The sequence below is a fragment of the Chitinophaga sp. genome (assembly GCF_035761305.1).
In the GTDB taxonomy this organism is placed as follows: Bacteria; Bacteroidota; Bacteroidia; order Chitinophagales; family Chitinophagaceae; genus Chitinophaga.
Map to the genome: position 1 here is coordinate 23,525 of NZ_DASTRI010000280.1, position 6,586 is coordinate 30,110.

Genomic DNA, 6,586 nt, shown 5'->3' on the forward strand with positions numbered 1-6,586 from the left:
AACTAAATTACTAGAAAATTTGTCGGTTTTCAGTCAAAATTCGTATAAATCGCACTTTTTTTCCTTTTAAATACGTTCGCGCCCTTTGCAAATAACAAAAGTGTTATGGGAAATACAGAATAGTATTACCAAATTGTTATACCATGCAGCAACTGCTGGTTAAACAACCAGCTGCATGTAATTTTGTGAAACCTACAACTGCTACTATGAAAAAGCAAACGTTCATTGCTGTTATTGCCGTGGCAGTAATGTTATTGATGTTTGGCTGTACCAGAGCGTTACCTATTTATGAAACGCAGCCGGCGGCGGACCTGCTGTTTCAACACGCCGCCTCCTTTGAAGCCACCACCACTGCTTACCCGGCGCGTATACCCCTCAGCAACTGGATGGAAATGGTGCCTGGTAATGTAAACCTTACCAGCCTTTCGCTGCCCGGCGCCCATAATGCCTGCGCACGTTATGAGCGCATTGGCAAAACCGCCAAATGCCAGACACTGAGCATCAGCGGGCAGCTGAATGCCGGCATCCGTTTCCTGGATATCCGCTGCCGGCACATTGATAATACATTTCTTATTCACCACGGCATGGTGTACCAGCGGCTGGATTTTGACTCCGTAATGCATGCCTGTATCGCCTTCCTGGACCGGCATCCGGGAGAGTGCATTATTATGAGCATTAAGGAAGAATATACCCCCGCCGGTAATACCCGCACCTTTGAAGCCACCTTTGATGCTTATGCCAGGCGGTATGCAAACCGGTGGTACCTGCAGCCCGAAGTGCCTGCGCTGGAGGAAGCCCGGGGCAAAATTGTGCTGCTGCGCCGCTTTGCCGCACAACACGGCAATAAAGGTATTGACGCTACCGCGTGGGCCCGTAACCGCACTTTTACCATCACTAACGGCCCTACGCCGCTGCGTATACAGGATGAGTACCGGGTGCCCCGCAACCGGGTTAAATGGAGCAACAGCACTGCCCTGCTTACAGAGGCCAGCGCTGTGCATAAAGAGGCGCTGTATATTAATTTCCTGAGCGGCTACAAACCCCGCACGCTGCTGCGCATACCCAATATCAAAAAAGTATCTATGGCCATGGGCAAGCATATTGTCCGGTTTTTTACCGCCAACCAGCGTGGCCGCTTTGGCATTATTGCCATGGACTTTGCCGATGCCGCCAAAGCATCGCTCATTATCGGCACCAACTTCCAGGAGGCCCGCCAAAGCTCCGCCACACCCGTATACGTGCTAAATAACAATGAATAAAAGCCGTGACTTTTATTATCTTGTTGTAGCTAATAAATTAACACGATTATGAAAAAACCCACCCTGTACCGCCTTATGGCGGTTCTATTTTTCACTGCAACGCTCAGCGCCGGCGCCAGCGCCCAATCCGGAAAAGCCAACGCTTACTTTAAAAACTTTCCCAAAGGCAGCACTCCGCAGGAAATTGGCAAACGTATAGCCGGGCACTTTATTGAAAGCCCGCACGGCAATTTCGGACACGGCCCTGTTAAATACATTATTTACCCCGAAACCTGCACCTGGTACGGCTCACTTACTTTTGCCAAAGTAACAAAGGATAAAGCGCTGTTAAATAAGCTGGAGCAGCGTTTTGAGCCGCTGTTCACCACGGAGGCATCTATGGTGCCGGAAGCCGTGCATGTGGATTATAGCGTGTTTGGCGCGGTACCCCTGGAGCTGTATATGCAAACCAAAGACCAGCGGTACCTGACCCTGGGCCGGCAGATAGCCGACCGCCAGTGGAACGCGCCGGAAGGCAAACGCGCCACCCCGCAGGCCCTAGACTGGTACAACAAGGGCTACACCTGGCAAACCCGTTTATGGATTGATGATATGTACATGATTACCGCCGTGCAGGCGCAGGCCTACCGCGCTACCGGCGACGCCAAATATATTGAGCGCGCAGCCAAAGAGATGGTAATGTATCTCGACAGCCTGCAACGGCCCAACGGCCTGTTTTACCATGCGCCGGATGTACCCTATTTCTGGGGCCGCGGCAATGGCTGGATGGCTGCCGGCATGAGCGAGCTGCTGCGCTCCCTGCCTGAGAGCAATCCGCACCGCGCCCGTATTATGCAGGGCTATAAAACCATGATGGCGTCTTTATTAAAATACCAGTCTAAAGAAGGAATGTGGCGGCAGCTGGTGGATGACAGCACCTCATGGCCCGAAACTTCCTGCACCGGCATGTTCACCTTTGCCATGATCACCGGGGTAAAGAACGGCTGGCTGGATGCGGCCACTTATGGCCCCGCAGCCCGTAAGGCATGGCTGGCGCTGATCTCGTACATTGATGAAAACAACAATATCCGCGAAGTATGCGAGGGCACCAATAAAAAGAACGACCACCAGTATTACCTGGACCGTGGCCGTATAACCGGCGACCTGCACGGGCAGGCGCCTGTACTGTGGTGCGCTACGGCGTTGTTAAGGTAAAAGTTAAAAAGTAAAAATTTAAAAAAAACCTCGTGGCTTTGCGTGCTGTATGAAGTCTACCGGTAATGGGCCGTTGTGCAGCGGTATCGTGAAGGTGAGAAATTGTGAGCCTCACGAAAAATAAAAAGCAAAAATTAAAATGGATCATACCACCATTTTAATTTTTGCTTTTTTACTTTTTACTTATTACTTATTACAGTAGCTTACCTGGCTTGCCGCCAAAAACAGCCTTCATTTTCTGCAGCTGCGGAATAATATATTCTGTTGCGCGCTGGTAATCGGCCCGCAGGTCATTGGTAAGCTTATCGTCCGGCAACGACTCATAATAGGCTATTTGCTGCCGGCAATCTTTTATGATCTTTTGGGAAATGTTGTTTGCCTTTTCCGGGTTGCCTGCCAGGTAATAAGCATAAGCTACCTGCATGGCATTCATGTTATGTATGTTACCGGAAGAGGTCATGCCATAGGGAAAGTTATCTTCCCGTATGTTACGGTCCATAGTGTCCAGCACATGCAGCGCCCGGGTTTTATCTCCCTTTGCAGCCAGGCTTATGGCCAGCCGGGTGTAGGTAGCGCGCAGCTGCAGCAGCATGCTGCGGTTAGGCTCATCAAAGTACACGCCTTTTTTATCGGCGCCGCAGAAAGCAAACTTCTTTGTTACGTTATCATACATTCTGCCAGTGTTCACCGGTACGCCATCTACCGCGGCAGCCGCATCATCGGCAGGCGGCGCCAACGGCACCAGGCGGTACGTCATGCCTTCACTTTCAAGGTAGCTATCCAGGCCGGTGCCGCGCGGAATAAACGGGTTGGCAAAATAAACAGGACGCTGCCAGTTGTTGGTGGCAATAATATCCAGCATGGCCAGGTCATTTTTAAACAGCGCGTTCTTACTAATGCTGAAGGTTACCTGCGGTACAATACGGGCGCTGTCGTTTGGCGCAACAGTACCATTGGCCAGCACCGCTTTTTTATCAACCGGTATGAACAGCTGCCGGGAGGGCAGGTAGTTCAGTAATTCGCCGCTGGTAGTGAGCAGCTTTGCGCGCTCATCATCGCTGGCTATAAAGGCCATCACTTCTTTGAGGTTATAGAATTTATTCTGCGGGAAAATACCGGCATCGTGGTACATCACATAGCTGTGATGATCGCCTTTATAGGCTTCCTGCGGCCAGCTCATAGCCACCGGTGCGCCGGCCTTGTTTACGCGCCTGCGCTGCTGTTCAATGTACCAGTCGGCGCTCAGCAGGCTGGTATGTATTATACGCACATCCGGGCGTATGCCCTCTACTTCCTGCGCATACCATAAAGGATAAGTTTCATTATCACCGGCAACAAACAGGATGGCGTTGGGCGCGCAGGACTCCAGGTAGTCCCTTGCAATATCGCGGGCCAGCACTTTTTGGGAGCGGTCATGATCATCCCACTCCTGGAAGGCCATTAAAGCCGGCACTGCCAGCAGGCAAACAAGCAGGGTTACCGGTGCCGCATATACGAACTTTAATCTTGCCCGGCGCTGCAGATAGCTGTGCACTGCCAGTACGCCCAGCCCTATCCAGATGGCAAATGCATAAAAAGAGCCTACATATGCATAATCCCTTTCCCGCGGCTGATTGCCTGGCTGGTTAATATACAGCACAATGGCCAGTCCTGTAAAAAAGAACAGCAGCCCTATTACCAGGCTGTCTTTTTTCCGTTGCTTGTAATGATACAGCAATCCCAGTATGCCCAGTATCAACGGCAGGAAGAACAGGGTATTGTGCCCCTTGTTCTCTTTCAGGCTGTCCGGCAGCTTGCTTTGATCGCCATATAGCAGGTTATCTACAAAAGGCACCCCGGATATCCAGTTACTATCGCGCACATTCCCAAAGCCCTGTATATCGTTTTGCTTACCAACAAAATTCCACATGAAATAACGCAGGTACATAAAGTTCACCTGGTAGCCCAGGAAATAACGGATGTTATCTTTAAACGTGGGTTGCTGCCCTTCGGCCAGTCCCAGCCACTGCCGGTAAGCATCTGCATGCCCCTGGTCGTTGGAGTTATCCCATACGCGGGGAAACAGCATCATGTCTTTGCTGTCGTACACCGGGTCATAACGCTTGCCGGTTACTTCATATTTATGTTCGCCCTTGCTGTACAGGTTACCGGTTTCTTTATACTCCTGGGGCTTGGCGGTGAACACCTGCCCGTACAACAGCGGAAAATCGCCGTAATTTTCCCGGCCCAGGTAACCTTTCAGCGCCACAGGATTGTCAACATTATACATATCAATACCGGGGTTGGCATTGGAGCGGATCAGCGTTGTAATGTAGGTGGAGTAGCCTATGAATAAAAAGATGGTGCATAATAATGCCAGGCGTGTGAAATAATGGCCTTTACGTTTAGCCCAACGTACCCCCAGCACCAGCATGGTTACCATTAATGCTACAAAGAACAGGGAGCCGCTGTTAAAAGGCATGCCCAGTGAGTTTACAAACCACACATCCATAGCGCCGGCGGCTTTGGCGGGGTATTGTATAAACCCTACCTGCACCATGCCGGTGATGGCGCAGCCGAGCATTAAAGCCAGCAGCGTACCCCTTACCGTAGGCTTGTGGCGGCGGAAGTAATATACCATTACCATGGCCGGTATGGTAAGCAGGTTAAGCAGGTGCACCCCAATGGACAGGCCAATGATATAGGCAATGAGTATGAGCCAGCGGTCGGCATAAGCCTTATCTGCCTCCTGCTCCCATTTAAGCATGGCCCAGAAAGCCAGCGCCGTAAACAGGGATGACATGGCGTACACTTCTCCTTCGACGGCGGAAAACCAGAAAGAGTCTGAAAATGTATAAGCAAGCGCGCCTACTGTACCGGCGCCCATAATCAACACTACCTGCTGGCCGTTGATAATGGCGCCTTCCTTTACCAGCAGCTTGCGGGCAAAGTGGGTAATGGTCCAGAAAAGAAAGAGGATGGTAAAGCCGCTGGCCAGGGCGCTCATTACATTTACGCCCAATGCCGCTTTTGAAGGCGGCAGCCACATGCTGAACAGGCGGCCCAGCAGCACAAACAGCGGGGCGCCCGGCGGGTGAGGTATCTGCAATTTGTAAGAGGCGGCAATAAACTCGCCGCAGTCCCACAGGCTGCCGGTAGCTTCCATGGTAAGCAGGTACACGGAACACGCAATCAAACACACAATCCAACCGGTAATGTTGTTGATCTTGATGAAATTCATGTTAACAGGGTTTAATTGAGCAAAGGGGCGGTGTGCCCTATTAAAATAAAACATAATTTCTTAAGAGTATGTTAAAGTAGGGGGAGGGCGAAAATCAATTTCACGGCGCGGCAGAAAGAAGCCTTTGATACAATTGGGGTTACGGATGCATAGCTGGATATGGCTTTTGGCAAAAAGGCCGGCGCCTTCAAAAGCCGGGCCGCCTTCGGTGAATACGCCACGGGTGGAGTCGAAGGGTTTTTCCTTTGTAAATCCCTTTTGCAGAATGTCCAGCCGTGCACGTTTAAAAATGCGCATATGCATAAATTCAATGGTAGCGCAATCCAGCTCCCGTAAAATCCTGTCCTTATATTTATCGTGCGGCAGGTCTTTATTTTCGGGCAATTTTTCCCCTGATAGCTTATACCGTCTTGCCATTACATTGTGGTAGCTGCTCAGCATTGCGATATATTTCGTTTCCGTAAAATCGCAACAATATCCTGGTTGCAACAGCCCGCCAATTACCGCAGGCTTCTTAATTGCGCCACGTTGCTGTTTATCATATGCCCATTGAAAAGCCCGGTCATAATTGTTTTCCCAGAAATACATGCCATGCCCCAGCCAATCATAAGGCCTTTTACTGATCTTAATTTGGTCCGGATTATTCAGCAGGGCTTTACAAACATCTGCATCACAGCCGTGGAAGCCGATGATGAGATTGGGTTTAACATCATACATTCACTACAGTTATATGGGGTACAAACAAACTAATACTTAACGGCGATCTTTTTTAACTACCCGCGCAAGGTTACTATAAGGTGCTGTAAAATTCCCTTTTTTGTCCAGGATGCCAGCATCGATAAGTTCACGCAACGCTTCCTCCTTGGTCATTTTGCGCTTCAGTTCTTTTTCAGCTGCCTCCATTGCCAGCTTA

The 6,586-nt window shown here is 50.3% G+C and carries 4 protein-coding genes; 2 read left to right on the forward strand and 2 right to left on the reverse strand.

Annotated features, from left to right (window positions below):
* The first annotated feature begins 206 nt into the window (after positions 1-206).
* The gene (locus tag VFS25_RS23470) at positions 207-1,259 is read left to right on the forward strand and encodes a phosphatidylinositol-specific phospholipase C (RefSeq protein ID WP_326464619.1); all 1,053 of its coding nucleotides are present in this window, start codon (positions 207-209) and stop codon (positions 1,257-1,259) included.
* A 48-nt stretch (positions 1,260-1,307) separates the two neighbouring features.
* Positions 1,308-2,453 (forward strand): glycoside hydrolase family 88/105 protein, encoded by a 1,146-nt coding sequence (locus VFS25_RS23475; RefSeq protein ID WP_326464620.1) that lies wholly within the window; start codon positions 1,308-1,310, stop codon positions 2,451-2,453.
* Positions 2,454-2,646: 193 nt separating this feature from the next.
* Here the strand turns inward: VFS25_RS23475 and VFS25_RS23480 are convergent, their stop codons facing one another.
* Positions 2,647-5,673: a DUF2723 domain-containing protein gene (locus VFS25_RS23480; RefSeq protein WP_326464621.1), complete on the reverse strand. Its 3,027-nt coding sequence runs from the start codon at positions 5,671-5,673 to the stop codon at positions 2,647-2,649.
* 60 nt (positions 5,674-5,733) lie between these two features.
* A complete protein-coding gene (locus VFS25_RS23485; protein ID WP_326464622.1) occupies positions 5,734-6,390 on the reverse strand; it encodes a hypothetical protein in 657 nt (218 codons plus the stop codon).
* Positions 6,391-6,586 lie beyond the last annotated feature (196 nt).